The organism is Streptomyces mutomycini, from assembly GCF_001700505.1.
GTDB lineage: Bacteria > Actinomycetota > Actinomycetes > Streptomycetales > Streptomycetaceae > Streptomyces > Streptomyces mutomycini.
In genome coordinates, this window is the sequence record NZ_MAPV01000026.1 from 1 (window position 1) to 26,559 (window position 26,559).

Here is a 26,559-nt window from a genome sequence, read left to right on the forward strand (position 1 = left end):
CGACAGGGGCCTCGACGACGGAGGTCTCCGCGGCGGGGGCTTCCTCGGCCTCTTCCTCGGCCGGGGCGGTCTCGACGACCGGCTCCACGACCTCGGCGGCCCGCGGCGCACCCGCCGGAGCGGTCGCCTTACGCACCGCACGGCGACGGGCGCGCGCCGGGGGCGCGGCCTCGGCGGCGGGTTCGGGGGCTTCGTCGGCCGCGGCCGGTACGGCCGCCGTCACGTCCTCGGCGGCGACCGCGTCCGGCGCGCCGGACGGCGGGCCGGCGGGACGGGAAGCGGCGCGGCGCCTGCGGCGCGGCGGCAGCTTGTCCCCGGGGGCGTTGTTCTCTTCGGCGTTTCCGGTCGTGCCGGATTCGTTCTCGTGCATGCGGGCGGTTCTCCCGTCGCGCTCCCGGGCGCCACGCCTGATTCCGGTCCGACGCGATTCACACGATGTGCGCGAACCGCCGTCCGGGGCGCGGGCGCCGCACGGGAGCTGATGTCTGGCTCGCCGGTTCCGTACGCTCTGGGCACGGCCTGGCGAAAGTCTTATGGGGCGGTGCGCTGCCCGACCCAGGTGGCTCCCGAGTCCGAGGGCTGCGCTACGACGACCGCCTTACGCGGAACCTGCACCTTCAGGCGCCGTCGCGGCGGCGGCCGGATCGGCCGTGGAAACGGCCGGGGCTGCCTCGCGGTCGGGCCCGAGCGGGTCGGTCACCGTGCCGGACTCCTCGTCGAAGAGCCCCTGCGCCAGCCTGGTCACCGCTGCGGGGACCGGCGGCGTTAGGTCGGCCACAGCTCGGAGACCGGACAAGACGTCGTCGGGTCGCACGGCAGGTGTCACGTGCCGCACTACCAGCCGCAGTATCGCACAGGGCCGGTCCCCGGACCTATCAGGCTGTGGATCAAGGGCCTCCAGGCCGGCCACGGCCGCACGGGCGTCGAAGGTCCGCATGCCGTTCTTCGCACGGCGCTGGACCTCGACCACCTCGGCGTCCAGGAAGGCTGCCACGGCCTTCTCGGCGTCCTGCACGGCGACCCCGTCCAGCCGCATCTCCCATACGGAGGCGGTCAGCCGGTCGGCGAGGCCCGACGTGCGGGCCTCCACCGCGTCGATGACGTCGAGGCCCTCGGGCATCGACGCGTCGAGCAGTTCGCGCAGGGTGTCGGGGTCCCGCGCCTCGGTGAGGGCGATCTCGAGGAACTCGGCCTCGCTGCCCGTGCCCGTCGGGGCGGCGTTGGCGTACGACACCTTCGGGTGAGGGGTGAATCCCGCCGAGTAGGCCATGGGTACCTCGGAGCGGCGCAGCGCCCGCTCGAAGGCACGCTGGAAGTCACGGTGACTGGTGAACCGGAGGCGGCCCCGCTTGGTGTAGCGCAGTCGGATGCGCTGCACCGCCGGTGCGGGCGGCGGGCCTTCGGGCTGTCGCTTGCCCAGTGGTTCTTCTCCTCGGTGCGGGGCGGCCGCGGTGGCGGACCGCCCACGAAGTACAGGGGGTGCCCCGGGGTGCCCCTCCGGCTCACCCCCGTTCGACGTTTTCGACGTCGAGCAGGGAGATCTCGGATACGGGCGCCACGCTGGGGACAGTCGTTGTCCTACCCAGGGTACGCGCAGCGGACCCTTCGAGTTCCCGCGCGTCCGCGACCTGGGGCCTTCCCAGCAGGGCACGCCATGCGTCCCTGCGCGCCGCACGGAAGGTCTCGCGGGCCGAGGCCAGGGCGCCGCGGGCCGCGCGCCCCGCCTCGAGCGCGGCCTGCCTGGTGGGAGCCCAGACCGCGTCACGCAGGAAGTGCCCCACCGGGGTGCACACCGCGCGGTAGACCCAGGTCACCGGCGCACCGGCCAGGTGCCACGCCAGCCAGGCCAGCACGCGGCCGACGGCGCGCGAGATGAACCCGGCGATCCGCCAGGCGACACCGACGGCAGCCACGATTTCCCGCCCCAACGGGGCCAGGACACACCGGTACACCCACCCGAGAGGCAGCACGAACAGCGTCATGACCAGCCACACGACACCGGACCGGAGCCCCCGCCCGGCCGTCCGGAGCGTCCACGTGACGCCGTGCCCCACCGGCGTCAGCACATACCGGTACACCCACACGCCGGGCAGTACGAGGAGGTGCGTGACGAGCCAGTGCGCTCCGGTCCCGACCGGTTTCAGAAGGTACCGCCACACGCCGGCCGCCGGCCACACCAGGAGGACGGTGACGAGCGCGGTCACCGCGGGGACGAGCAGCCTGTCGTACAGCCACCGCAGACCGTGTCCGGCCGGGGTCAGCAGTGCCCGGTGGAGCCACACCAGCGGGACGACGACGCCGTAGCGGGCGACCGGGACGGCCACGTAGCGCCAGAGGCCCACCCAGGGCCGGACCAGGAGGGCCAAGGCCAGCCACACCAGAGCCCGTCCGACCGGGGCCAGCACCTGGTCGTACACCCACTGCAGCGCCCTCCCCAGGGGACGCAGCAGCACCCGCTCCAGGGCGCGGCCTCCCACGACGAGGAGATCCCACAGCATGCGGACCGGCAGGACGAGCACCAGCACCACGATCCGCACCGGCATCCTGACGAGGGTGGTCACGCAGCCCTCCCCGCCCTCGTGGGGCGGGGGCGGGCCGTGCTTCTCGAGGTCCATGCCTCCAACGACGCGGAACGCCCGGCCCGGAGTTGACCGGACCGGGCGTTCGTCACCGGGCTGTTACGCGGAAGGTCTACTTCACGACCGTCAGCGGGAGGAGCTTCTTGCCGGTCGGGCCGATCTGGATGTCCAGGTCCAGTTGCGGGCACACGCCGCAGTCGAAGCACGGAGTCCAGCGGCAGTCCTCCACCTCGGTCTCGTCGAGCGAGTCCTGCCAGTCCTCCCAGAGCCAGTCCTTGTCGAGGCCGGAGTCCAGGTGGTCCCAGGGCAGGACCTCCTCGTACGTCCGCTCACGGGTGGTGTACCAGTCGACGTCGACACCGAAGGCGGGGAGCGTCTTCTCCGCGCTCTTCATCCAGAGGTCGTAGCTGAAGTGCTCACGCCAGCCGTCGAAGCGGCCGCCGGACTCGTAGACCTCGCGGATGACCGCGCCGACCCGGCGGTCACCGCGCGAGAGCAGGCCCTCGACGATGCCGGGCTTGCCGTCGTGGTAGCGGAAGCCGATGGAGCGGCCGTACTTCTTGTCGTCGCGGATCTTGTCCCGGAGCTTCTTCAGCCGGGCGTCGGTGTCCTCGGCGCTGAGCTGCGGGGCCCACTGGAAGGGCGTGTGCGGCTTGGGCACGAAGCCGCCGATGGAGACGGTGCAGCGGATGTCGTTCTGCCCGGAGACCTCACGGCCCTTGGCGATCACGTTGACCGCCATGTCACCGATCTGGAGGACGTCCTCGTCGGTCTCGGTGGGCAGGCCGCACATGAAGTACAGCTTCACCTGTCGCCAGCCGTTGCCGTACGCGGTCGCGACCGTGCGGATCAGGTCCTCCTCCGAGACCATCTTGTTGATGACCTTGCGCATGCGCTCGGAGCCGCCCTCGGGGGCGAAGGTGAGACCGGACCTGCGGCCGTTGCGGGTCAGCTCGTTGGCCAGGTCCACGTTGAACGCGTCGACGCGGGTGGAGGGCAGCGAGAGACCGATCTTGTCCTCGGTGTACCGGTCGGCGAGGCCCTTCGCGATGTCGCCGATCTCGCTGTGGTCCGCGGAGGAGAGCGACAGCAGGCCGACCTCCTCGAAGCCCGTGGCCTTGAGCCCCTTCTCGACCATCTCGCCGATACCGGTGATGCTCCGCTCCCGCACCGGGCGCGTGATCATGCCGGCCTGGCAGAAGCGGCAGCCGCGGGTGCAGCCGCGGAAGATCTCCACGGACATCCGTTCGTGGACGGTCTCGGCGAGGGGGACGAGCGGCTGCTTGGGGTAGGGCCATTCGTCGAGGTCCATGACGGTGTGCTTGGACACCCGCCACGGGACACCGGACCTGTTGGGCACGACGCGGCCGATGCGGCCGTCGGGGAGGTACTCGACGTCGTAGAACCCGGGGACGTAGACGCCGCCCGTCCTCGCGAGGCGGAACAGCACCTCCTCGCGGCCGCCGGGCCGGCCCTCGGCCTTCCAGGCGCGGATGATCTCGGTGATCTCCAGGACCGCCTGCTCGCCGTCGCCGATGACCGCGCAGTCGATGAAGTCCGCGATCGGCTCGGGGTTGAACGCGGCGTGGCCGCCGGCAAGCACGATCGGGTGGTCGACGGTGCGGTCCTTGGCCTCCAGCGGGATGCCCGCGAGGTCCAGGGCCGTGAACATGTTGGTGTAGCCGAGCTCGGTGGAGAAGCTCAGGCCGAACACGTCGAAGGCTCCGACGGGGCGGTGGCTGTCCACGGTGAACTGGGGCACCTTGTGCTCGCGCATCAGCTCCTCGAGGTCCGGCCACACGCTGTACGTGCGCTCGGCGAGGACGCCCTCGCGCTCGTTGAGCACCTCATAAAGGATCATGACGCCCTGGTTGGGCAGCCCGACCTCGTAGGCGTCCGGGTACATGAGTGCCCAGCGGACGTCGCATTCGTCCCACGGTTTGACGGTGGAGTTCAGCTCACCGCCGACGTACTGGATGGGCTTCTGCACATGCGGGAGCAGAGCTTCGAGCTGTGGGAAGACCGACTCGGCAGACATCTGAGGACCTTCGTAGCTGGCAGGGGTGACCACCAAGCGTAACCCGGTGCTCAGCCCTTCAGTGCCGCGCGCAGTCCGGGGCGCGACGCCCGCGCCCAGACATCGGGCAGTTCGCGCTCCCGCGCCTCCGCCGCCGCTTCCTCCCGGCCGTACAGGAGTCCCCAGGTGAACGCGGACTCCCCCGCGCCGTGTGCCTGGACCGCCAGGGTGCGCAGGGCGTCCCGTGCGACGACGCTGTCCTGGTGGTCGCCGAGGAGCGACTGCACGGACTTCATCCGCTTGGCGAACCTCTTGGCGGGCTTCCCCAGGGCCGGCCTGGCGGCCTCGGCGGCGTAACGGACGCGTTTGGCGGCCTTGCGCGCCTCGTGCATGGCCGTGTCGCGCTCCTCGCCCGGCGGCTGTTCCAGGGCGTGGGAGACACGGGTGGCCAGGCGGTCGTAGTCCTTGAGCACGGCGCCGGCCAGGGTGTCCCGCGGTGCCCGCTTCGCGGCGGGGCGAAGGGGCGGCTCGGCGAGGAGGGCGTCCAGGGAGTCCAGCAGGGCCAGATAGCGCCCCCCGTCGAGCACGGAGACGACCCGCCGTCGCGATCCGGTGCGCCCGGCCACGGAGGTGAGCTGCAGCCGTGCGCTCACGGGGCCGAGCAGCAGGGTGTCGGGCAGTCCGGCGACGTGGGCGCGGAGCCGTGCGTCGAGGACCTCCCGGTCGCGCTCGACCCCGAGCTCGGCGGCGAGCCACTTCAGCTCGTCCCGGAGCGGGTCGGTGGCGGTCCGGTCGAGTATCGCGCGGTACGTCCTGAAGGCGCTGCGCAGCCGTCGGGTGGCGACCCGCATACGGTGCACGCTGTCGGGCAGGTCCCGGCGTACGGCGGGGTCGAGCTCGACGAGGGCCGCGACCTGGCGGCGCAGGTAGGCGAGTACGTGGTCACCCGCGGTGCGCGGCGGAGGTTCTTCCTTCTTCGTCCGCCGGCGCTTTTCCGGGGCGGTCTCGGCCAGGGCCCTGGAGAGCTTGGACGGCGCGGCCGAGGGCCGGACCCCGGCCTTGCGCAGCCGGCGTTCGACGGTGTCGAGGAAGGCGGGGTCGCCGTCGTCGGCCAGCTCGACCTCCATCTCCGTCCATGCCGAGGTCGTGCCGTGCCCGTCCTCGGTGAGGCGCTCCGCGAGGACCTCGTCGACGCTCAGCTCGGCGAGGAGTTCCCCGTCCTCGTCGAGGAGGTGGTGGACGTCCCGGGAGGAGAGGATCCGCACGACGGGGATCACCGGGGTGTCCCGTACTCGGGAACGGAGCAGCTCGCCGAGGGCCGGCGGCAGGGTGTCGGTGAGGGGGGCCTGGATCTCGTCGCGGACGCCGGCGGAGACCGGGATCTTGAGGTGCCATCCGGCGTCGTCCCCGCCCGTTCTGCGGCGGAGCGTGAGGGAGTCGGCGGCCAGCCGGAAATCCTCGGTGTCGTAGTAGACGGCGTCGAGCTCTCTGAGGCCGCGGTGGACGACGGCCGAGACCCCGGCCGCGCGGGTCAGGTCGGGCAGCCGGGTTTCGGGAGTCGCTTCGTACTTTCGCTCGACCTCACGTTTGGAGTCCGCCATAGGACGAATCTATCCGCGATGGGCGCGGATATGCAGGGCGGAGCGAAGTCCTCAGGCGGACATCGGGCGTTGGACCTTGATCGACTGCAGCAGTCCGACCGCCACCCACACGGCGAACATCGACGAGCCTCCGTACGACACGAACGGCAGCGGGAGTCCGGCCACCGGCATGATCCCGAGGGTCATCCCGATGTTCTCGAAGGACTGGAAGGCGAACCAGGCGATGATGCCGCTGGCCACGACCGTCCCGTACAGCTCGGTCGTCCCGTGGGCGATTCGGCAGGCGCGCCACATGACCACGCCGAGCAGGACGATGATCAGCCCGGCTCCGAGGAAGCCGAGCTCCTCGCCCGCGACGGTGAAGACGAAGTCGGTCTGCTGTTCGGGGACGAACTGGCCGGTCGTCTGGGATCCGTTGAAGAGCCCGGTGCCCGTGAGTCCGCCGGAGCCGATGGCGATACGCGCCTGGTTGGTGTTGTAGCCGACGCCTGCCGGGTCGAGTGCCGGGTTGGCGAAGGCCGCGAAGCGGGCGATCTGGTAGTCGTCGAGCACACCGAGCTGCCATACGGCCACCGCACCGGCCGTGCCCGCGCCGAGGAGCCCGAAGACCCACCGGTTGGACGCGCCGGAGGCGAGGAGGACACCGAGGACGATCACGGCCATGACCATGACGGAACCGAGGTCGGGCATGAGCATGACGACGGCCATGGGGACGACCGCGAGGCCCAGCGCCTTGGCGACGGTGCGATGGTCGGGATGGGGCTGGTCGCCCGCGTCCACTCGGGCGGCGAGCAGCATCGCCATGCCGAGGATGATCGTGATCTTGGTGAACTCGGAGGGCTGGATCGAGAAGCCGGCCGGAAGCTTGATCCACGCGTGGGCACCGTTGATCGTGGTGCCGAGCGGAGTGAGGACGGCCATGACCAGCAGCACCGAGATGCCGTAGAGGATCGGGACGGCACCGCGCAGCGTGCGGTGTCCGAGCCAGATCGTGCCGATCATCAGGGCGAGGCCGATGCCGGTGTTCATGGCGTGCCGGAAGAGGAAGAAGTACGGGTCGCCCTGGGTGAGGTGGTCGCGGTTGCGGGTCGCGGACCAGACGAGCAGCGAGCCGAGGAAGGAGAGCGCGAGAGCTGCTCCGAGCAGCGGCCAGTCCAGCCGCCGGGCGACGGAGTCGCGGGCGGTCAGTTTGGCCCAGGAGCCCTGCTCGGGGGCGTAGCGGGATACGGAGAATCCGCCTGCCATCAGGGCCGCCTCCCTGTCGTCGCCGGTGAACCGGTGAGCCCCGGCTGACCCGAGGGCTGCGGCAGCACGAACTCGGGACCGGCCTCCTGGCCTTCGGGCTGCGCCGGCCGCGGGTCGTAGGGCCTGACCTTCGGTGCGTAGATCGAGCCGTCGGGCTGGATCGTCGGCAGCGCCTTCTGGGGCTTGGGGAGCAGGGCCTTCTTCACATCCTGGTTCCCCTCTGCGTCGAGCCCGTAGATCGCGTCGTAGATCTTGCGGACGGCGGGCCCGGAGGCGCCCGACCCGGTGCCGCCCTGGGAGATCGTCATGACGATGGTGTAGTCGTCGGTGTAGGTCGCGAACCACGAGGTGGTCTGCTTGCCGTAGACCTGCGCGGTACCGGTCTTGGCGTGCATCGGGATCTTGTCCTGCGGCCAGCCGCCGAACCGCCAGGCTGCGGTGCCTCCGGGCTCGACGACCGAGCGCAGACCCTTGTCAAGGTCCTTGACGGTCTGGGCGTCGACCGGCAGCTTCCCCCGGGCCTTGGGCTTGATCTCCTGGACTGTCTTGCCGTCCGGGCTGATCACGGCCTTGCCGACGGTGGGCTCGTAGAGGGTGCCGCCGTTGCTGATCGCGGCGTAGGCGGTGGCCATCTGGATGGGGGTGACGAGGACGTCACCCTGGCCGATGGCGTAGTTGATGCTGTCGTACGCCTTCAACTGGTTGCCTTCGAGGCAGCTCTCATAGGCGATCTGCTGCACGTAGGTGCCTCCCTTCTTGCCCTCCTTGCACCAGGCGTCCTTGTTCGCCTTCCAGAAGTCCTGCTTCCAGTTCCGGTCGGGGATGCGGCCCTTGACCTCGTTCGGCAGGTCGATGCCGGTCTCGGCGCCCAGCCCGAAGTCACGGGCGGTCCGGTAGAACCAGTCCTTGGCGTCCTTCTTCGGCTTCATACCGCCGTCACGCGCCCACTGCTCGTGGCCGAGACGGTAGAAGACGGTATTGCAGGAGTACTTGAGCGCGTCGCCGAGGGTGATGGGGCCGTGTCCCTGGGACTCGAAGTTGGCGAAGGTCTGGCTGCCGAGGCTGTAGGAACTGCTGCAGTCGTAGAGGTCGTCGAAGTCGTGGCCGGCCCGCACGGCGGCGCTCGCCGAGACGACCTTGAAGATGGAACCGGCGGGTGCCTGACCCTGGATGCCCCGGTTGAGCAGCGGGTAGTTGGACTTCTTGCTGGTGAGCTTGGCGTACTGCTTGCCGGAGATGCCGCCGACCCAGTCGTTGGGGTCGTAGTCGGGCTGCGAGGCCATGGAGACGACGCGGCCGGTCTTCGACTCCATCACGACGACGGCACCGGAGTCGGCCTCGTACTTACGGCCGGTGATCTTGTCGGTCTCCTGGCGGACGGTCTTCATCGCCTGGGCGAGTTCGTACTCGGCCACCGCCTGGATCCGGGCGTCGAGGCTGGTGACGAGGTTGGAGCCGGGCACCGCCGGGTCGTTCTCCGCCTCACCCATGACGCGGCCGAGGTTGTCGACCTCGTAGCGGGTGACGCCGGCCTTGCCGCGCAGCTCCTTGTCGTACGTGCGCTCGAGGCCCGAGCGGCCGACCTGGTCGGAGCGCAGGTAGGGCGACGGGCCGTCCTGCGCCTTCTGGATCTCGTCGTCGGTGACGGGCGAGAGGTAGCCGAGGACCTGTGCGGTCTTCGCCTTGCCGGGTGCTGCGTAGCGGCGTACGGCGGTGGGTTCGGCGGTGATGCCTGGGAAGTCCTCGGCACGCTCCCGGATCGTGAGGGCCTGCTGGGTCGTGGCCTCGTCAGTGACCGGGATCGGCTGGTAGGGCGAGCCGTTCCAGCAGGGCTGGGGGGTCTTGGCGTCGCAGAGCCGGACCTTGTCCCGGACGTCCTGCGCCTTCATGTCCAGGACGTCGGCGAGCCGGGCCAGGACACCGACGCCGTCGTCCTTCATCTTCAGCAGCTCGGTGCGGCTGGCGGAGACGACGAGCCGGGTCTCGTTGTCGGCGAGCGGCACGCCCCGGGCGTCGAGGATCGAGCCTCGCACGGCGGGCTGGACGACCTGCTGCACTCCGTTGCCCGCCGCTTCGGCGGTGTACTCGTCGCCGTTGCGGATCTGGAGGTACCAGAGCCGGCCACCGAGCGTCAGGAGCAGGGAGAAGACGAGGACCTGGATGACGACGAGCCGGATCTGGACCCGCTGGGTCCGCCCCGTCTCCGGAATGTTGCTCACAGTCGCTTGACCCCCTTGATCCTTCCCGCGCGTGCCGCGCGGCTGCGGGCCGCCCTCAGGCGCATCCCGCCCCGCTGGCTGCCGATCCGCAGCCCGGTGCCGGAGGCCAGCCAGCCGGCGGCGACGTCACCGCCGGTGGAGCTCTCGGCGACCGGGTCGTTCTCGGTGCGTCTGGCGAGCGCCATGATCAGCGGGACGGTGAACGGCGCGAGGAGCAGGTCGTACACCACCGCGGTGAACAGCAGGCTGCCCAGCCCCACATGGCGTGCGGCCGTGTCGCCGACGAGGGAGCCGACACCGGCGTACAGCAGGGTCGATCCGACCGCCGCGGCGAAGACGAAGGCCATCGGGGTGAACGCCGACTTCAGCCGGCCGTTCTCGGGGCGGGCCATACCGGCGAGGTAGCCGATCAGGCAGAGCACCAGGGCGTAGCGCCCGGCGGCGTGGTCGGCGGGCGGGGCCAGGTCGGCGAGGAGCCCCGCGCAGAAGCCGATGAGGGCGCCGCTGACGGGCCCGTACACGAAGGCGAGTCCGAGGACGACGAGGAGCAGCAGGTCGGGGGTGGCGCCCGGGAGCTGGAGGCGGGCGAGGACGGAGACCTGGATGACGAGGGCGACCACGACGAGGGTGGCGGAGAGCAGAGTCCGGTTGAAGGGCATGGGGATCAGCTCAATTCCTGCTCGTTCGCCGCGTCACCGGCGGCCGTGTCGGCGTTGCCGGAGGCGTCCGGTGAGGCACCCGGGGAGGCGGATGCGCCGGGCTTCTCGTTGATGTTCCCGACGACCTTTCCGCTGCCGTCGACGAGGTCGCCGTTCGGCTGGACCATGACGGTGACGGTCGGAGTCGGCTTGGGCTTCTCGGGCTTCTTGGCCTGCTTCGGCAGGACCATGTCACGGGGGTCCTCGCGGGGCGCCTGGACGACGATGCCCACGATGTCCAGCTTGGTGAAACCGACGTACGGCCGGACGTGGACCGTCCGGGTCAGGTCGCCGCCGGACGGGTCGACGCGGACGACCTCGCCGACCGGCACGCCGGGGACGAAGGGTTTGTCCCCGCTGGAGCCGAAGGTGACCAGCCGGTCGCCCTTCTTCACGTCGGCCTTGCCGTTGAGGAACTGCACCGAGAGCGGCCGGGACCCCTGTCCGGTGGCGAAGCCGAGCTCGTCGGTCTTCTCCATCCGGGTGCCGACGGTGAAGTCGGGGTCGTTGGCCAGCAGGACGGTCGCGGTGTTCGGGCCAACGGTGGTGACGCGGCCGACGAGCCCCTCGCCGTTCAGTACGGTCATGTCGCGCTTGAGGCCGTCGTGGGCCCCCGCGTCGATCGTGATGGTCCAGGAGAAACCCTGGGCCGCTCCTATGGCGATGACTTCGGCACCCTTGATGCCGTACTGGCCGGCTCCGGCGCTCCTCAGCATGGTGTCGAGCTGACGGACCTTGCTGGCGTTGCGGTCGTCGCTGCCGAGCTTCGTCTTCAGCGCGGCGTTCTCCTGCTCCAGGGCCGCGATCCGGTCGTGCCGGTCACCGGAGTCCCGCACGGCGCCGATGGCGTTGCCCACCGGGTCCACCGCCGCCGCGACGCCGTTCTCGACCGGTCCGAGGACCGTGGCCGCTGCCTGCCGTGCTCCGTCCACCGGCGACTCCTCGCCGCCACGGATATCAACCGTGATCAGGGCGAATGCGATGGCGATCAGCAGCACCAGGAGCAGCCGGCTCTCTCGTGTGTCCCTCACGTGCGGCGGCCGTGCCTTCCTCGTCGGAATGTTCGTGCCTGTATACCAACGTTCCGCCGTACGGGACGGCAGTGCCCGTACGGCGGAACATCGTGTTCTACCGTCGGGGCTGGGCGTCCAGTACCTGCTGGAGTGCCTCGAACTCCTCGACGCACTTCCCGGATCCGAGCGCCACCGAGTCCAGCGGGTCCTCGGCGATGTGGATCGGCATGCCCGTCTCGTGGCGGAGCCGCTCGTCGAGTCCGCGCAGGAGCGCGCCGCCGCCGGTGAGGACGATGCCGCGGTCCATGACGTCGCCGGAGAGCTCCGGCGGGCACTTGTCGAGCGTCGTCTTCACGGCGTCGACGATCGCGTTGACCGGTTCCTCGATGGCCTTGCGGACCTCGGTCGCGGAGATGACGACGGTCTTGGGCAGGCCGGAGACCAGGTCTCGTCCGCGGATCTCCGTGTGCTCGTCCTTCTCCATCTCGAACGCAGAGCCGATCGTGATCTTGATCTGTTCGGCGGTGCGCTCACCGAGGAGGAGGGAGTACTCCTTCTTGATGTGCTGGATGATCGCGTTGTCCAGTTCGTCACCGGCGACCCGGATCGACTGGGCAGTGACGATTCCGCCGAGGGAGATCACGGCGACCTCGGTGGTGCCGCCACCGATGTCGACGACCATGTTGCCGGTGGCCTCGTGGACGGGCAGGCCGGAGCCGATGGCCGCGGCCATGGGCTCTTCGATGATGTGCACCTGGCGCGCGCCCGCCTGCGTCGACGCCTCGATGACGGCGCGTCGCTCGACCCCTGTGATGCCGGAGGGCACACAGACGACGACCCGCGGGCGGGCCAGGTAGCGACGCTTGTGGATCTTGAGGATGAAGTAGCGGAGCATGCGCTCCGTGATCTCGAAGTCGGCGATCACGCCGTCCTTCAGCGGCCGCACGGCAACGATGTTGCCGGGCGTACGCCCGATCATCTTCTTGGCCTCGGAGCCGACCGCCAGGATTCCGCCGGTGTTGGTGTTGATGGCCACGACGGACGGCTCGTTCAGAACGATGCCGCGCCCCCTGACGTACACCAGCGTGTTGGCAGTCCCGAGGTCGATAGCCATGTCACGGCCGATGAACGACATTGAGTTCCCCTTGTTCCCCATGAGGATGCGTCGGGCCTTCCCAAGAAGCGAAGAATGGCTTGTTTTGAGTAGGCGAGGTTGGCGCTGCGGGCGTGGAAGCTTCCATCGTAGTGCCGTATTCACCGACACAGCGCGAGGGTCCTTCGCCAGGCGGGCGGAACGGCTGCCCGTTCCACCCATGGTGACGTTACGTCGGAAGGATGGGTTCCCGCGATACGGAACCCTATGCCGAAGGGCGACCGAATTACTTCGGTCGCCCCAGGTCATGAGCGCTGTTTGGCGGAGCCGAAGTCAGGAGAGCCCGGGAAAGAAAAGCTTGATTTCTCGCTCTGCGGACTCCTCGGAGTCCGAGGCGTGGATGAGGTTCTCCCGGGTGATCGTGCCGAAGTCGCCGCGGATCGAGCCGGGCGCGGCGGCGATCGGGTCGGTGGGGCCGGCGAGGGCGCGGACGCCCTCGATGACCCGCTCGCCTTCGGCCACCAGAGCGACGACGGGGCCGGAGGCCATGAACTCGACGAGCGGCTCGTAGAACGGACGGCCCTTGTGCTCGCCGTAGTGCTGCTCCAGGGTCTCCTGGTCGAGCGTGCGCAGCTCCAGCGCGGTGATCGTCCAGCCGGCCTTGCGTTCGATGCGGCTGACGATCTCGCCGATCAGCCCACGCCGGACGGCGTCGGGCTTGAGAAGGACGAGGGTGCGCTGGGTCATGTGCGGCTCCTTGCAGACTTCCGGTGCGGGTGAGGGCGAGATTACAGGGACGGGCGGGCGGTCATGCGGCCGGGCTTACGCTGCGTCATCCCTGCGCCTGGACCTGGGCGCCGTCCTGCGCCTCGGCCTGGGCCGCCCATCGCGCCTTGGCCTCGTCGATCCGGCGGCCGTAGTGCACCGAGGCCCACCACAGGGCAGCGAAGGCCACGCCGAGGATGAACATCATCGGGACGAAGAAGCCGCTCAGCAACAGCATGACCTGGAGCACCCAGCCGAGCTGGATACCACCCGGTCGGGTGATCACACCGCAGAGCAGTACGGACAACAGCATGCCGATGCCGCAGACCGTCCAGACCGTGGCCATGGACATGTCCTCGGACTTCATGGCCACGAGTCCGGCGAAGCCGATGACGAAGAACTCGCCGATCAGCGTGGATGCACAGAGCGTACGCACAGGTCAGCGCCTTCCCAGGAGCAGCCGGGCCTCGCCGACCGTGATCACGGATCCGGTCACCAGGACTCCGGCGCCCGCGTATTCGGCCTCTTCCTCGGCGAGGGTGATCGCCGCCTCCAGCGCGTCGTCCAGGCGGGGCTCGACCTGGACCCGGTCGTTGCCGAAGACCTCGACGGCGACCGCGGCGAGCGCGTCCGCGTCCATGGCACGCGGGCTGGAGTTCTGGGTGACGACGACCTCGGCGAAGATCGGTTCGAAGGCTTCGAGGAGCCCGCGGACGTCCTTGCCGTCACTCGCGCCGACGACCCCGATCAGCCGGGAGAAGCTGAACGCCTCGGAGATCCCCTCGGAGGCGGCCAGACCTCCGGCCGGGTTGTGCGCCGCGTCCAGGACGACCGTCGGGCTGGACCGGACGACCTCCAGACGGCCCGGCGAGAGCACCGAGAGGAATGCCTTGCGGACCACTTCGACGTCGAGGCTGCGGGCCTGCTCCGCGCCGATGCCGAAGAACGCCTCGACGGCCGCGAGCGCCACCGCCGCGTTGTGCGCCTGGTGCGCCCCGTAGAGCGGAAGGAAGATGTTGTCGTACTCGCCGCCCAGTCCCCTCAGGGTCAGCAGCTGGCCGCCGACCGCGATCTCGCGGGAGACGATGCCGAACTCCATGCCCTCGCGGGCGACCGTGGCATCGACCTCGACCGCCTTCTTCAGCATGACCTGCGCGGCGTCGACCGGCTGCTGGGCGAGGATCACCGTCGCGCCCTCCTTGATGACGCCGGCTTTCTCCCCGGCGATCTCGGCGGCGGTGGAGCCCAGGCGGTCGGTGTGGTCCAGCGAGATGGGGGTGACCACGGCGACCGAGGCGTCGATGACGTTCGTAGCGTCCCAGGTGCCGCCCATGCCCACCTCGACGACCGCGACGTCGACCGGCGCGTCGGCGAAGGCCGCGTACGCCATGCCCGTCAGCACCTCGAAGAACGAGAGCCGGTAGGGCTGCTGGGCATCGACCATCTCGACGTACGGCTTGATGTCGTTGTACGTCTCGATGAAGCGCTCGGCCTCGATCGGGGCGCCGTCCAGGCTGATCCGCTCGGTGATCGACTGGACGTGCGGGGAGGTGTAGCGGCCGGTACGGAGCTCGAAGGCGCTCAGCAGCGCCTCGATCATGCGGGCCGTACTGGTCTTGCCGTTCGTCCCCGTGATGTGGATCGAGGGGTAGGCGCGCTGGGGCTCACCCAGCACGTCCATCAGGGCGGCGATACGGGTCACCGAGGGCTCGAGCTTGGTCTCGCCCCAGCGTCCGGCGAGCTCCTGCTCCACCTCGCGCAGCGCACGGTCGGTCTCGGGGTCGGCGGGGCGGTCGGGGACCGCCTCACCCTGGGGCGGACCCGACTGGGTGCGCAGCGTCCGGCTCCCGGCCTCGATCACCGCCAGGTCGGGGTCGCGGTGGGTCTCCTCGTCGACGATCTCCGCGAAGGTGTCGTCGGGATCGGACGCGTCGTGCCGGTCTGAAGGGCGGGGCTCACTCACAGGGCCAGTCTACGGATGGCCACGGACACCGCGCGCAGCGCCCGGCCCGGCGCCGGCCCCGGCACGGCGAAGCCCCCGCGCTCCCGGTCGGTCGGGGGGCGGGGGCTCCGGCTTCAGGCCATCAGCCCTTCGGCAGGTTCGCCAGCTGGGCGGTGATCCGTTCGATGTCGGTCTCCGCCTTGGCGAGGCGGCCACGGATCTTGTCGACCACGTTGTCCGGTGCCTTCCCCAGGAAGGCCTCGTTGCCGAGCTTCCCGTTGGCCTGGGCCTTCTCCTTCTCGGCGGCGCCCAGGTCCTTCGTGAGGCGCTTGCGCTCGGCCTCCACGTCGATGGTGCCGGAGAGGTCCAGCGCGACGGTGGCCCCGGCGACCGGGAGGGACGCGGTGGCGTGGAAGCCGTCCCCGGCGGGCTGGAGCCGCAGCAGCTGGCGGATGGCCGACTCGTGCGGGGCGAGCGCCGTGCCGGTCAGGGTCAGCTCGGCCGGGACCTTCTGGCCGGGCTGGAGGCCCTGGTCGTTGCGGAAGCGGCGGACCTCGGTGACGACCTGCTGGACGAGCTCGATCTCCTTCTCGGCAGCGTCGTCGCGGAAGCCGGAGTCGCCCGGCCACTCCGCGATGACGATGGACTCGCGCCCGGTGAGCGCGGTCCACAGCGCCTCCGTGACGAACGGGACGATCGGGTGCAGCAGTCGCAGCATCACGTCGAGGACCTCACCGAGGACCCGGCCCGAGATCTCGGCCGGACGGCCGCCCGCGAAGAAGGTGGTCTTGGAGAGCTCGACGTACCAGTCGAAGACCTCGTCCCACGCGAAGTGGCGCAGGGACTCACTGATCCTGGCGAACTGGAAGTCGTCGTAGAACGCGTCGACGTCCGCGACCGTCTTGTTGAGCCGGGACAGGATCCAGCGGTCGGTGACCGACATCTCCTCGACCGGGGGCAGTTCACCCTCGATCGTGGCGCCGTTCATCAGGGCGAAGCGGGTGGCGTTCCAGATCTTGTTGGAGAACTTCGCCGAGCCCTGGACCCACTCCTCCCCGATCGGCACGTCGGTGCCCGGGTTGGCGCCGCGCGCGAGGGTGAAGCGCAGGGCGTCGGAGCCGTACTTGTCCATCCAGTCCAGCGGATTGACCACGTTGCCGAAGGACTTCGACATCTTCTTGCCGTGCTCGTCGCGGACCATGCCGTGCAGGACGATGGTTCCGAACGGCGGGACGCCGTCGTTGACGTACAGGCCGAACATCATCATCCGGGCGACCCAGAAGAAGAGGATGTCGTAGCCGGTGACCAGGACGGAGTTCGGGTAGAACTTCGCGAGGCTGTCGGTCTGTTCGGGCCAGCCGAGCGTCGAGAACGGCCAGAGGCCCGAGGAGAACCAGGTGTCCAGGACGTCACTGTCCTGGGTCCAGCCCTCACCGGTGGGCGCCTCGTCGTCCGGTCCGACGCAGACGACCTCGCCGTTCGGCCCGTACCAGACGGGGATGCGGTGACCCCACCAGAGCTGGCGCGAGATCGTCCAGTCGTGGAGGTTGTCGACCCAGTCGAAGTACCGCTTCTCCATCTCCTGCGGGTGGATCTTGACGCTGCCGTCGCGGACGGCGTCACCGGCCGCCTTGGCGAGCGGGGCGACCTTGACCCACCACTGGAGGGACAGGCGCGGCTCGATGGTCGTCTTGCAGCGCGAGCAGTGGCCCACCGAGTGGACGTACGGGCGCTTCTCGGCGACGATCCGGCCCTCGGCACGCAGGGCGGCGACGATGGCGGAGCGCGCCTCCAGGCGGTCCAGGCCCTCGAAGGGGCCGGGGACGGTGATGACGGCCCGCTCGTCCATGACCGTGAGGAACGGCAGGTCGTGGCGCTTGCCGATCTCGAAGTCGTTCGGGTCGTGGGCGGGCGTCACCTTGACGGCGCCGGTGCCGAACTCCGGGTCGACGTGGTGATCGGCGACGACCGGGATCGTGCGGTCGGTGAGCGGCAGCCTGATCTGCCTGCCGACCAGGTGCTTGTAGCGCTCGTCGTCCGGGTGGACCGCGACCGCCGTGTCGCCGAGCATCGTCTCGGCGCGGGTGGTGGCGACCACGATCGTCTCGTCGCCCTCGCCGTACGTCATGGAGACGAGCTCGCCGTCGTCCTCCTGGTACTCGACCTCGATGTCGGAGATCGCGGTGAGGCAGCGGGGGCACCAGTTGATGATGCGCTCGGCGCGGTAGATCAGCCCGTCGTCGTACATCTGCTTGAAGACGGTCTGGACGGCCTTGGACAGGCCCTCGTCCATCGTGAAGCGCTCACGGGACCAGGCGACGCCCTCGCCGAGACGGCGCATCTGTCCGGCGATCTGGCCACCGGACTCGTTCTTCCACTGCCAGACGCGCTCGACGAATGCCTCGCGGCCCAGGTCGTGGCGGGACTTGCCCTCCTTGCCCAGCTCGCGCTCGACGACGTTCTGTGTGGCGATGCCGGCGTGGTCCATGCCCGGCTGGTAGAGCGCCTCGAAACCCTGCATCCGCTTACGGCGGACCAGGGCGTCGATCAGGGTGTGCTCGAAGGCATGGCCCAGGTGGAGCGATCCGGTGACGTTCGGCGGCGGGATGACGATGCTGTAGGGCGGCTTGTCGCTGTGCTCGTCGACTTCGAAGTACCCGCGCTCCACCCAGCGCTCGTACAGCTTCCCCTCTACCTCGGCCGGCGCGTACTGGGTCGGCAGTTCGGGGGTGCTGGCTGGCTGCTGCGCTGCGTTCTCGGTCACGGCACACAGTTTAGGGGCGTCACGGTCGTGCACTGAAACCGGTTTGCCTAGTAACGGTCTACGCCCGGATGCCCGGCGTGGACGCCGCTTCCGTCAGGATGTCGGCAACGCATAAGCATTCTGGAGGGGACAGCGCCATGAGCTACAACCAGCCGGGCCCGTACGGCGGGCAGCCGCCGCAGGGACAGCCCGGACCTTACGGGCAGCAGCCGGGCCCGTACGGCCAGCAGCCGGGGCCGTACGGCGGTCCGCCGCCGCAGGGCCAGCCCGGCTACGGCTACCCGCAGCAGGCCCCCCAGGGTGTCCCGCCGCAGCAGCAGCCCCCGCAGGGCTACGGATACCCGCAGGGCCAGCCGGGGCCGTACGCCCAGCAGCCGGGTCCGTACGGCCAGCAGCCCTACGGCGGCCAGGTCCCACCGCACCCGGGCGCCCCGAAGAAGAAGACGGGCCTGATCATCGGCGCGGCCGTGGTGGCGCTGGCGGTCGTCGCGGGAGGGGTCTACTTCCTGACGGCGGGCGGCGGCAGCGGCGACGTCGCCGACTCCACGAAGGGGTACAAGCTCACGCCTGCCGCCTCGGTGGACGACTACAAGCGGGCCACGCCGGCGAAGTCGACCGCCCTGACCGGCACGGCGAAGACCCAGGCAGAGGCCATGGGCATCCAGAACGCGAACAGGGTGAGCACCTCCTACCTGAGCGGTGACGCCCAGGAGGTGGAGAAGGCGCTCGGCTTCACGGGCTACTGGGGCGAGGTGAGCGACCCGGCGAAGACTCTCGACCTCGCCCTCTCCGATCCCAAGCAGACCGGGCAGGGCGATGACTTCACGTACGTCGGCGACGCCGAGGCCGTCGAGCCCGAGGGGTTCGAAGGCGCGCTGATGAAGTGCCGGACCGCCAAGGCGGTCAACAAGGCCGCCGACGGTTCGCCGGAGAACGGGCCCAAGGAGATCGTCACACCCGTCTGCGTGTGGGCCGACCACAGCACACTGGCCATCGTCGTGGGCGCCGACCGCGGCGCGATGATGGTCAACAAGTCCATGCCGCAGGACGAGTTGGCCCCCCTCGCCGCCAAGCTGTACAACACCTCGCGCACCAAGATCTGACCCGCACACACGTGAAGGGGCGCCCGGTGGCCGGGCGCCCCTTCGCGTGTGTGCCGCCTGCCGCTACGCGGACTTCTCGTGGCGGCCGCCGTCGTTCTTGCCGATCGTGCGCGGCTCGCGCGGGACCAGCGTCGGGTTGACGTTGTTGCGGACGACGTCCGGGGTGATGACGACGCGGGCCACGTCCTTGCGGGACGGGACTTCGTACATCACGGACTGCAGGACCTCTTCCATGATGGCGCGCAGACCGCGCGCGCCCGTCTGGCGGAGGATCGCCTGGTCGGCGATGGCTTCGAGCGCCTCGCGCTCGAACTCCAGCTCCACACCGTCGAGTTCGAACAGGCGCTGGTACTGCTTCACCAGTGCGTTGCGCGGCTCGATCAGGATCTGGAGCAGCGCCTCGCGGTCCAGGTTGTGGACCGAGGTCAGCACCGGGAGGCGGCCGATGAACTCGGGGATCATCCCGAACTTCACCAGGTCCTCCGGCATGACCTCCTGGAACTGGTCGCTCGCCTGGATCTCCAGCTTCGACCGGATCGTCGCGCCGAAGCCGATGCCCTTGGCGCCGGCCCGCGACTCGATGATCTTCTCCAGGCCCGAGAAGGCGCCGCCCACGATGAACAGGACGTTCGTCGTGTCGATCTGGATGAACTCCTGGTGCGGGTGCTTCCGTCCGCCCTGCGGCGGCACGGAGGCGGTGGTGCCCTCCAGGATCTTCAGCAGGGCCTGCTGGACGCCCTCGCCGGAGACATCGCGGGTGATCGACGGGTTCTCGCTCTTGCGGGCGACCTTGTCGATCTCGTCGATGTAGATGATCCCGGTCTCGGCCTTCTTGACGTCGTAGTCCGCGGCCTGGATCAGCTTCAGCAGGATGTTCTCGACGTCTTCGCCGACGTAGCCGGCCTCCGTCAGCGCCGTCGCGTCGGCGATGGCGAACGGGACGTTGAGCATGCGGGCCAGCGTCTGCGCGAGGAGCGTCTTGCCCGAGCCCGTGGGGCCCAGCAGCAGGATGTTCGACTTGGCGAGCTCGATCGCGTCGTCGCGATTCGCTCCGCCGCCGTTCTCTCCGGCCTGGACCCGCTTGTAGTGGTTGTACACAGCGACCGAGAGGGCCTTCTTCGCGGGCTCCTGCCCGACGACGTACCCCTCGAGGAACTCGTAGATCTCGCGCGGCTTGGGGAGCTCCTCCCACCGCACCTCGGAGGTCTCCGCGAGCTCCTCCTCGATGATCTCGTTGCAGAGATCGATGCACTCGTCGCAGATGTACACACCGGGTCCTGCGATGAGCTTCTTCACCTGCTTCTGGCTCTTTCCGCAGAACGAGCACTTGAGCAGGTCGCCGCCATCACCGATGCGTGCCACGAGGTGCTTCCCCTTCGCCTGGGAGCAGCCTGGTTCAGCGGCTCCTGGTGCCTCTATCCGACGGTACCTTGCCTGGCCCCCCGTTCGGGCCCCCCTTGGCACGGTTCACACGGCCGTGGCCGTGCTGATGGAATGTGCCAAGGGGAAAGACCGACGTCAGACGGACGCGCCGGCTGTGGTCTTACGGGTGGAGACAATCTGGTCCACCAGACCGTACGCGAGTGCGTCGTCGGCGGTAAGGATCTTGTCGCGCTCGATGTCCTCGCTGATCTTCTCCAGCGGGGTGGTGGAGTGCTTGGCCAGCATCTCCTCGAGCTGGGTGCGCATCCGCAGGATCTCGTTGGCCGCGATCTCCAGGTCGGAGAGCTGCTCACGGCCCGTCTGCGAGGACGGCTGGTGGATCAGGACACGGGCGTGCGGGAGCGCCATGCGCTTGCCCGGGGTGCCCGCGGCCAGCAGGACGGCGGCGGCGGAGGCGGCCTGGCCCATGCAGACCGTCTGGATGTCCGGCTTCACGAACTGCATCGTGTCGTAGATCGCGGTGAGCGCGGTGAACGAGCCGCCGGGGCTGTTGATGTAGATCGAGATGTCACGGTCCGGGTCCATCGACTCCAGGCACAGGAGCTGCGCCATGACGTCGTTGGCCGAGGCGTCGTCGATCTGGACGCCGAGGAAGATCACGCGCTCCTCGAAGAGCTTCGCGTAGGGGTCGTACTCACGCACACCCTGCGAGGTGCGCTCCACGAAGCGCGGGACGACGTAGCGGTTGTCCACCTGCGGGCCGGTGTAGAGGCCGCTCGCGGAGGCGCCGGAGAAGTTGTTCATGTGGGTGTTCACCATCCTGGTGGCGTATCTGTGGGCTGGAGGTCTCGGCGTACGAGAGGGTGCGGGGTGGTGCACGCCCGGATCAGGCGCCGGTGCCGCCGCCGCCCGGGATGCCCGACGCGACCGAGATGATCTCGTCGATGAGGCCGTAGTCCTTGGCCTCCTCGGCGGTGTACCAGCGGTCGCGGTCGCCGTCGCGGATGATCGTCTCCACGGTCTGGCCGGAGTGGTGGGCGGTGATCTCCGCCATCCGCGTCTTCGTGCGGAGCAGGTACTGCGCCTGGATCTTGATGTCCGAGGCGGTACCGCCGATGCCGGCCGAACCCTGGTGCATGAGGATGTCGGTGTTCGGGAGCGCGAAGCGCTTGCCCGCCGTGCCACCGGTGAGCAGGAACTGGCCCATCGAGGCCGCCATGCCCATACCGATGGTGACCACGTCGTTCGGGATGTACTGCATGGTGTCGTAGACCGCCATGCCTGCCGTCACCGAGCCGCCGGGGCTGTTGATGTAGAGGTAGATGTCCTTGTCGGGTTCCGCGGCAAGGAGCAGGAGCTGTGCGGTGATCTTGTTGGCGATGTCATCGTCGACCTGCTGACCGAGGAAGATGATGCGCTCGCCGAGCAGTCGGCTGTAGACCTGGTCACCGAGGCCTCCACCGAGGGACGGCTCTCCGGCGGCGTAGGGCATCAGATTCGTCACGTATCCACCTGCTCGTCTCTGACGGCTCCGGCCGTCTCAGCGTCTTCGTACCGGGTGGGCCGGGACTACCCGACCCTTCCTCTTCATGGACCCTAACGCGCAGGTGGGACAACGCCATCCCGGTTCCCCAACTGTTCGCTGGGAGCGCAAGGTGAGCAGTCCCCACAAGGGTTCCCGGGGGGTGCCGCCGGGGCGCGGGCCGATACGACGGCGGGCCCCGGACGCGATACGTCCGGGGCCCGCCGTGCGGATCAGATCAGCGATCGGAACGGGGCTCAGGCCTCGTTCTTCTCGTCCTTCTTCTCGTCGGTCGCCTCGGTGTCACCCTCGGCGGCCTCGACCGTCTCGGTGGCCTCTTCCACGACGTCCTCGTCGTCCTCGAGATCCACGACCTCACCGTTGGTGTCGATGACCTTGGCGGCCTCGACGACGACGGCGAGCGCCTTGCCGCGGGCGACCTCGCCGACGAGCATCGGCACCTGGCCGCCTTCGACGACGGCCTGGGCGAACTGGTCGGGGCTCATGCCGGAGGACTGCGCACGCCGCATGAGGTGCTCGGTGAGCTCCTCCTGGTTGACGTTCAGCTTCTCCTTGTTGACGAGCTCGTCAAGGATGAACTGGGTCTTGATGCCCTTGACGGCCTGCTCGGAGGTCTCGTTCTCGAACTCCTCCAGGGTCTTGCCCTGGATCTCGAGGTACTTCTCGAGGTCGAGACCCATCTGGCCGAGCTGGTGGTGCTCGAGGTTGTGCTTGCGGGTCTGGACCTCGTCCGCGAGAAGCTTCTCGGGGATCGGGACCTCGGCCAGCTTCAGCAGCTCCTCGAGGACGCGCTCCTGGGCCTGGGTGGCCTGGTCGTACTGCTTGGTGTTCTCGAGGCGCTTGCGGCTGTCCTCGCGGAGCTCGGCGAGCGTGTCGAACTCGCTCGCCATCTGCGCGAAGTCGTCGTCCAGCTCGGGCAGTTCGCGGGAGGCGACAGCGGTGACCTTGACGGTGACCTCCGCTTCCTTGCCCTCGGCGGAGCCGCCCTTCAGCTCGGAGGTGAAGGTGGCCTCGCCACCCGCCTCCAGGCCGGTCACGGCCTCGTCGATGCCTTCGAGGAGCTCGCCGGAGCCGATGGTGTACGAGACACCGGCGGCCACGCCGTCCTCGAGGACCTCTCCGTCGACCTTGGCCTCCAGGTCGATCGTCACGACGTCGCCCTCGGCGGCGGCACGCTCGACCGGGTTCGTCGAGGCGAAGCGCTCGCGGAGCTGCTCCACGGCCTTGTCGATTTCCTCGTCGGTGACTTCGAGTGCGTCCACGGTGACCTCGATGCCGGAGTAGTCCGGGATCTCGATCTCGGGACGGACATCCACCTCGGCGGTGAAGGCCAGCAGTTCGCCGTCCTTGAGCTCGGTGATGTCAACCTCGGGCTGGCCCAGAACGTTGAGCTCACCCTCGTTGACAGCCTCGGTGTAGAACTTCGGAAGGGCGTCGTTGACGGCCTCCTCCAGCACAGCACCACGGCCGAACCGCTGGTCGATGACGCGGTTGGGGATCTTGCCCTTACGGAAGCCCTTCACCGTGACCTGCTGGTTGATCTTCTTGTACGCCGCGTCGAGGCTGTCCTTGAGCTCCTCGAAGGGCACCTCAATGCTGAGCCGAACCCGGGTCGGGTTCAGGGTCTCCACGGCGCTCTTCACGGTTCGGTCTCCTTGGTGGCTGACTTCTTGGGGTTCTGCTGGGCCGCCGAGAGGCGGCTTCGCGGATCGAGCCCGGTACATCAGACACACGGGCACGCAATTTGCATAGTAACGGCAAGGTGGAGGACTCCCACAATGCGATCTTGCCGGTGGTCGGGGTGGCCGGATTCGAACCGACGACCTTCCGCTCCCAAAGCGGACGCGCTACCAAGCTGCGCCACACCCCGTCGGTGCGACACGTAGGGTACATGCACACGGGCGCCGCGTCGGCCGCTTTGCCCGTGCCGTCACCGAGGTCGCCCCGGGGGCGCGTCACAACGGGTGTGCGCGCACGCCCTCCGACCCGCTACGATGCTTCCCGTACCGCGGTCCACCGGACATGCGGTGCGGTGCTTGCGGGCGTAGCTCAATGGTAGAGCCCTAGTCTTCCAAACTAGCTACGCGGGTTCGATTCCCGTCGCCCGCTCCAACGGCTCAGGGCCGGGCGGAGGTTTCCCCTCCGCCCGGCCCTGACGTCTTTCGTGCGGCACCCCACCGTGCGCGCAGTGATCATTCGCCGCCCTGCGGCAGCGCGTCCCGCATGGCCTTCGCCGTGACCGCCGGGTCGTACCCCGCGGGGACGCCCTCGACCAGGATCACGTTGCCCTCGATGTGCCGCGAGCGCAGCGGCGCGATCTCCCGGTAGGCCGTCGAGTCCCACCAGGCCCGCGCCTCGCCGATCCCGGGGAAGCCGATCATCACGACGTGCCCGGGCCAGCTGCCCTCCTTCACCTCGTGCGGCGTCGCGTGGACGAGGTAGCGCCCGCCGTGCGCCTCGAAGGTGGCGGGGAGCCGCTCCACGTACTCGGCGATGTCCGGGTGCGGGGCGGCCTCTTGAAGGTGCGCTACGGCATAGGCGGGCATGGCGTCCTTCCGGTACGTGGAGTTCCGTTTGCCGGGAGCATCGCACGCCCGCGCACCGGGGGCGGTCACCTCCGGCCGGACGGCCGTGTCGGCCCGCGCTCCACGCCGAGGGCCCGGCCGGCGGTCAGCCTGCCGGGCCGGGCTCGCAGGTGCGGCCTCAGAAGCTGATCTGGTTGATCGTGTCAGCTATCGAGTTCATGAATCTGTTGATCGACGGCGCCATGCCGGTCGATGCCAGGAAGAAGCCGAAGAGCACGGCGACGACCGCCGGCCCGCCCTTGAGGGATCCGCCGCGGATCAGCACCACCAGGACGATCCCCAGCATCAGCACCACAGACAGTGAAATGGCCACGACTGATCACACCCTTGGTCGGTCCGCCTTGCCGGCCCGGTGGCATGCGGCCGGCACACCTCCGTCGCGTCCATCGTGCCACCAACTGCCCTGTGCCTGCTGCCGGGTGATGGAGAGGTACGGAGAAGGGCGGCCGGATCGCGCCATCCTCGCGCCCCGCGTGCGCCCGGGCGCGACCCGCCGCGCACACAGCCCCGCGGGGGAAGCGCGGGGCCGCGCGGGGAAGCTGTGCGCCCGCTGTGCGCGGGGTAGTTCGAATATGGGCCGCCGTGATCGTTTCCATATCCCCACAGTTCGTCCACAGCGATACGGCAGGAGTTGGTGCGACGAAATTCACGCCCCTTCAATCGGCCGCCGATATGCCCCATTTAAGCGGTATGAATCATCATGTAACGGTCAGTTGTCGGTGGTTTTACTTTCGAATGACCGGGAAGACGCGTTACCTCTTGTGGGTTTTACGCATACCGATTGACGGGTCTAAGGTGCATGAGATGTCCAAAGCTCCGAGCGAAATTCAGCGGGCCCCGATCACCCCGGAGAGCCGGGAGTCGGAGCCGAGACACCAGCAGACCCTGACGGCCCCGCAGGTCCGCCCGCCGGCCGCCGAGGCCGCCTCGGGCCGTACCGGCGCGCCCGCGCCGGCGAAGCGTCGCGACGCTTACTTCGACAACGTGAAGTACCTCGCCATCGTGCTCGTCGCCGTGGCGCACGCGTGGGAACCGGTGATGGACGGCAGTCGCACGGCGCGAGCGCTGTACATGGTCGTGTACACGTTCCACATGCCGGCGTTCATCCTCGTCTCCGGCTATTTCTCCCGGTCCTTCGACATGAGCTCGCCGAAGGTGAAGCGCCTCGTCACCAGCGTGGTGGTGCCCTATGTGCTCTTCGAGACGGCGTACTCGCTCTTCAAGCGGTTCATCGGTGGTGCGGAGGACTTCCCCATCACCCTGCTCGACCCGTTCTTCCTCACCTGGTTCCTGATCGCCCTGTTCATCTGGCGCGTCACCACACCCATCTGGCAGTCCCTGCGCCACCCGCTGCCCGTCGCGCTCGCCATCGCCGTGCTCGCCTCGGTGACGCCGGGCATCGGCAACGACCTGGACCTTCAGCGTGTCTGCCAGCTGCTGCCGTTCTTCGTGCTCGGCCTGCTGATGAAGCCCGAGCACTTCCAGCTGGTCAGGCGGCGCGAGGTGCGGCTGCTTTCCCTTCCGCTGATCGCCGGGGCCCTGGTCTTCGCCTACTGGCTCGAGCCGCGTATGCGTCTCGGCTGGTTCTACCGCAGCAACAGCGCCCAGGAGATGGACGCCCCCTGGTGGTCCGGCGCCGTGATGACTCTGGCGATGTTCGGCTGCGCGCTGCTTCTCACGGTCGCGTTCCTCGCCTGGGTGCCGCGCCGCCACATGTGGTTCACCGTGCTCGGCGCCGGGACGATCTGCGGCTACCTGCTGCACGGCTTCCTGGTGAAGGGCGCCGACTACTACGACGTGTTCGACCACTACAAGTGGCTCTCGGGACCCGTGGGGCTGGTCGTCGTCTCCGTCGTCGCGGCCGCCGCCGTGACCCTGCTGTGCACACCACCGGTCCGGCGCGTGCTGCGCTTCGCCACCGAGCCGGACATGAACTGGGCGTTCCGTCGGAACGCCGTCAAGCGCTGAGCCTGTCCGGATCGGCCCCTTTCCCCCGGGGCCGGTCCCGG

At 69.2% G+C, this 26,559-nt stretch carries 22 protein-coding genes and 2 tRNA genes; 3 read left to right on the forward strand and 21 right to left on the reverse strand.

Going from position 1 to position 26,559, the window contains the following annotated elements; all coding sequences use genetic code 11:
• The 14 genes from BFF76_RS03715 to BFF76_RS03780 form a co-directional block, all read right to left on the reverse strand.
• A partial coding sequence (locus BFF76_RS03715) for a hypothetical protein (RefSeq protein ID WP_167359465.1) occupies positions 1 to 370 on the reverse strand: 370 nt, incomplete at its 3' end.
• A gap of 228 nt (positions 371 to 598) precedes the next feature.
• Positions 599 to 1,378 (reverse strand): TIGR03936 family radical SAM-associated protein, encoded by a 780-nt coding sequence (locus tag BFF76_RS03720; RefSeq protein WP_053928591.1) that lies wholly within the window; start codon positions 1,376 to 1,378, stop codon positions 599 to 601.
• Positions 1,379 to 1,502: 124 nt separating this feature from the next.
• On the reverse strand, positions 1,503 to 2,615 hold the full coding sequence (locus BFF76_RS03725) for a hypothetical protein (RefSeq protein ID WP_065847162.1): 1,113 nt from the start codon (positions 2,613 to 2,615) through the stop codon (positions 1,503 to 1,505).
• Positions 2,616 to 2,691: 76 nt separating this feature from the next.
• Positions 2,692 to 4,617, reverse strand: a complete 1,926-nt coding sequence (locus BFF76_RS03730) for a TIGR03960 family B12-binding radical SAM protein (protein WP_053928592.1) — start codon at positions 4,615 to 4,617, stop codon at positions 2,692 to 2,694.
• A gap of 50 nt (positions 4,618 to 4,667) precedes the next feature.
• Positions 4,668 to 6,197: a CYTH and CHAD domain-containing protein gene (locus BFF76_RS03735; protein ID WP_031091944.1), complete on the reverse strand. Its 1,530-nt coding sequence runs from the start codon at positions 6,195 to 6,197 to the stop codon at positions 4,668 to 4,670.
• A gap of 51 nt (positions 6,198 to 6,248) precedes the next feature.
• On the reverse strand, positions 6,249 to 7,442 hold the full coding sequence (gene rodA / locus BFF76_RS03740; RefSeq protein ID WP_031091946.1) for a rod shape-determining protein RodA: 1,194 nt from the start codon (positions 7,440 to 7,442) through the stop codon (positions 6,249 to 6,251).
• Positions 7,442 to 9,661, reverse strand: a complete 2,220-nt coding sequence (mrdA, locus tag BFF76_RS03745) for a penicillin-binding protein 2 (protein ID WP_031091948.1) — start codon at positions 9,659 to 9,661, stop codon at positions 7,442 to 7,444. The genes rodA and mrdA overlap by 1 nt, the downstream gene beginning before the upstream one ends.
• Complete coding sequence (mreD, locus tag BFF76_RS03750; RefSeq protein WP_053928595.1) at positions 9,658 to 10,320, reverse strand: rod shape-determining protein MreD; 663 nt, start codon at positions 10,318 to 10,320, stop codon at positions 9,658 to 9,660. Before mreD ends, mrdA begins: the two co-directional genes overlap by 4 nt.
• A 5-nt stretch (positions 10,321 to 10,325) precedes the next feature.
• Positions 10,326 to 11,390, reverse strand: a complete 1,065-nt coding sequence (mreC, locus tag BFF76_RS03755) for a rod shape-determining protein MreC (protein ID WP_031091953.1) — start codon at positions 11,388 to 11,390, stop codon at positions 10,326 to 10,328.
• Between the two features lie 97 nt (positions 11,391 to 11,487).
• The gene (locus tag BFF76_RS03760) at positions 11,488 to 12,507 is read right to left on the reverse strand and encodes a rod shape-determining protein (protein ID WP_031091955.1); all 1,020 of its coding nucleotides are present in this window, start codon (positions 12,505 to 12,507) and stop codon (positions 11,488 to 11,490) included.
• 291 nt (positions 12,508 to 12,798) lie between these two features.
• Positions 12,799 to 13,212, reverse strand: coding sequence for a nucleoside-diphosphate kinase (gene ndk / locus BFF76_RS03765; protein WP_031091956.1), 414 nt, complete (start codon positions 13,210 to 13,212; stop codon positions 12,799 to 12,801).
• A gap of 85 nt (positions 13,213 to 13,297) precedes the next feature.
• On the reverse strand, positions 13,298 to 13,666 hold the full coding sequence (locus BFF76_RS03770) for a DUF4233 domain-containing protein (RefSeq protein WP_031091958.1): 369 nt from the start codon (positions 13,664 to 13,666) through the stop codon (positions 13,298 to 13,300).
• A 3-nt stretch (positions 13,667 to 13,669) separates the two neighbouring features.
• Entirely contained in the window at positions 13,670 to 15,193 is a 1,524-nt protein-coding gene (folC, locus tag BFF76_RS03775; protein WP_031091960.1) for a bifunctional tetrahydrofolate synthase/dihydrofolate synthase, read from the reverse strand.
• Positions 15,194 to 15,314: 121 nt separating this feature from the next.
• The gene (locus BFF76_RS03780; RefSeq protein ID WP_031091962.1) at positions 15,315 to 17,936 is read right to left on the reverse strand and encodes a valine--tRNA ligase; all 2,622 of its coding nucleotides are present in this window, start codon (positions 17,934 to 17,936) and stop codon (positions 15,315 to 15,317) included.
• A gap of 137 nt (positions 17,937 to 18,073) precedes the next feature.
• On the opposite strand from BFF76_RS03780, the gene BFF76_RS03785 reads away from it, so the two are divergent.
• Positions 18,074 to 19,039, forward strand: coding sequence for a hypothetical protein (locus BFF76_RS03785; protein ID WP_065847163.1), 966 nt, complete (start codon positions 18,074 to 18,076; stop codon positions 19,037 to 19,039).
• Positions 19,040 to 19,102: 63 nt separating this feature from the next.
• On the opposite strand, the gene clpX is transcribed toward BFF76_RS03785, so the two are convergent.
• From clpX to BFF76_RS03810, 5 genes are all read right to left on the reverse strand, one after another.
• Positions 19,103 to 20,401 carry an ATP-dependent Clp protease ATP-binding subunit ClpX gene (gene clpX, locus BFF76_RS03790; RefSeq protein ID WP_031091965.1) on the reverse strand — a complete coding sequence of 433 codons (1,299 nt, stop codon included), beginning with the start codon at positions 20,399 to 20,401 and terminating at the stop codon, positions 19,103 to 19,105.
• Positions 20,402 to 20,557: 156 nt separating this feature from the next.
• The gene (locus BFF76_RS03795; protein WP_031091966.1) at positions 20,558 to 21,241 is read right to left on the reverse strand and encodes an ATP-dependent Clp protease proteolytic subunit; all 684 of its coding nucleotides are present in this window, start codon (positions 21,239 to 21,241) and stop codon (positions 20,558 to 20,560) included.
• 67 nt (positions 21,242 to 21,308) lie between these two features.
• Positions 21,309 to 21,914: an ATP-dependent Clp protease proteolytic subunit gene (locus tag BFF76_RS03800; RefSeq protein WP_031091967.1), complete on the reverse strand. Its 606-nt coding sequence runs from the start codon at positions 21,912 to 21,914 to the stop codon at positions 21,309 to 21,311.
• Positions 21,915 to 22,201: 287 nt separating this feature from the next.
• Entirely contained in the window at positions 22,202 to 23,608 is a 1,407-nt protein-coding gene (gene tig, locus BFF76_RS03805; protein ID WP_031091969.1) for a trigger factor, read from the reverse strand.
• Between the two features lie 150 nt (positions 23,609 to 23,758).
• A tRNA-Pro gene (locus BFF76_RS03810) sits at positions 23,759 to 23,835 on the reverse strand.
• Positions 23,836 to 24,003: 168 nt separating this feature from the next.
• On the opposite strand from BFF76_RS03810, the gene BFF76_RS03815 reads away from it, so the two are divergent.
• Positions 24,004 to 24,077 (forward strand) — tRNA-Gly (locus tag BFF76_RS03815).
• An 80-nt stretch (positions 24,078 to 24,157) separates the two neighbouring features.
• On the opposite strand, the gene BFF76_RS03820 is transcribed toward BFF76_RS03815, so the two are convergent.
• Positions 24,158 to 24,511, reverse strand: a complete 354-nt coding sequence (locus BFF76_RS03820; RefSeq protein WP_031091971.1) for a DUF1330 domain-containing protein — start codon at positions 24,509 to 24,511, stop codon at positions 24,158 to 24,160.
• Between the two features lie 157 nt (positions 24,512 to 24,668).
• Positions 24,669 to 24,863 (reverse strand): hypothetical protein, encoded by a 195-nt coding sequence (locus BFF76_RS03825; protein ID WP_031091973.1) that lies wholly within the window; start codon positions 24,861 to 24,863, stop codon positions 24,669 to 24,671.
• Positions 24,864 to 25,354: 491 nt separating this feature from the next.
• On the opposite strand from BFF76_RS03825, the gene BFF76_RS03830 reads away from it, so the two are divergent.
• On the forward strand, positions 25,355 to 26,518 hold the full coding sequence (locus BFF76_RS03830; protein ID WP_167359466.1) for an acyltransferase family protein: 1,164 nt from the start codon (positions 25,355 to 25,357) through the stop codon (positions 26,516 to 26,518).
• Positions 26,519 to 26,559 lie beyond the last annotated feature (41 nt).